Genomic DNA, 1,173 nt, shown 5'->3' with positions numbered 1-1,173 from the left:
CTGCAAATCCAATCAGCAAGGCTCCAACCCCCATCAGCTGGTCTAAAATCGGTGGTTCAAACATTTTTATCTCCTTATGCTCTTAATTTTCGTACTTCTTTTTCTAATTCCAAAATCTCATAAACATCATTGACATCGTACATAATATCCTTCCCTTGCTTACGAAATCTTAAGCCTTTACGTTCTAGCTTCTTAATATAGCCATGAGTGAAGCCGAATTTCTTCATCAAAGCCTGTTGATTGATTGGCATGCGATCATTCTCTAACTGCTCCTTGACCTGCTTTTCAGCAAAGGCCAATAATTGATTAGTGAACAATTCGGCACTTTCGCCGTCCAATCGTAATTGTAGGGTTATACCTTCCATTTTTTTACATCCTCTCAACTATGCGGGCAAGCATTTTTGTGATATAATGGTTTTAATTATTTAAGTATGCGCCTGATTTCCGTCAGGTGCTTTTTTTGTTGTTGTCAAACTGTCTTACTTTCCATCGCCCTGAGTTCTATCTCATGGCTGACTTGTCTAAATAGCTTCTCACACGCTATTTTAGCTTCTCTGTACGTTGTAGATTCGCTGATGAAGTAATCAGCAAGTTCGATGATTTTATCTTCCATTCAACCTCCTACATCAGCCTCAAGACAGCAGTTTCGTTGCTAACATAACTTGTAAATTCTCAAGATAACTAGTTTTTCTTAAAAGTTTTTCAACTAATTCATTGTCTGCCTTTACAAAGGTGAACTCTTTTTTTCCACTATACGGATACCGTTTTGGTCTCATTTTCTTTCCCTCCCTACGCTTGACTAAATGCGTTCAGTTCCATGATTTTCATCTTGGTATTGGTGCTTGGCTCCCACGTCATCCAGTAAGCTAGAGCGGCATCCGCATGCTTCTTGGGTAGCAAGTCATAGCGACTAATGTTGAAGTGGTCTTTAAAGTCAATCTCAGCTTGTCTAAATACCGACTGAGCAAAAATCTTATCCGCATAAGCTGGGCTATCAATGCCACCCAGGCAAGCCACAACCCTAGCCTTACGCTTCTTCAGGAGCGACTGAGCATAGCTTGGATGAATCGGTTGCTCACTCTTGAGGTAGTCAATATCCTCCAGCATGGTCGTCTGTTGCTCACGCAATTTCTTCTGGCCAGTGAAGAGAGCGATAAAAGCATCCTCGTCCAA

Annotated in this window: 3 protein-coding genes; all 3 read right to left on the bottom strand. The window is 41.1% G+C overall.

Going from position 1 to position 1,173, the window contains the following annotated elements:
- Positions 1 to 74: 74 nt before the first annotated feature.
- Positions 75 to 365 (bottom strand): hypothetical protein, encoded by a 291-nt coding sequence (locus HT723_RS10630; RefSeq protein ID WP_020903598.1) that lies wholly within the window; start codon positions 363 to 365, stop codon positions 75 to 77.
- Between the two features lie 104 nt (positions 366 to 469).
- Positions 470 to 613 (bottom strand): hypothetical protein, encoded by a 144-nt coding sequence (locus HT723_RS10625; RefSeq protein ID WP_167747524.1) that lies wholly within the window; start codon positions 611 to 613, stop codon positions 470 to 472.
- A 176-nt stretch (positions 614 to 789) separates the two neighbouring features.
- On the bottom strand, positions 790 to 1,173 hold a 384-nt coding region (locus HT723_RS10620; RefSeq protein WP_172935170.1), incomplete at its 5' end, for an ORF6C domain-containing protein.

The organism is Streptococcus sp. 2106 (genome assembly GCF_013277315.1).
GTDB lineage: Bacteria > Bacillota > Bacilli > Lactobacillales > Streptococcaceae > Streptococcus > Streptococcus pseudopneumoniae.
This window is presented reverse-complemented; position numbering and strand designations above follow the sequence as displayed.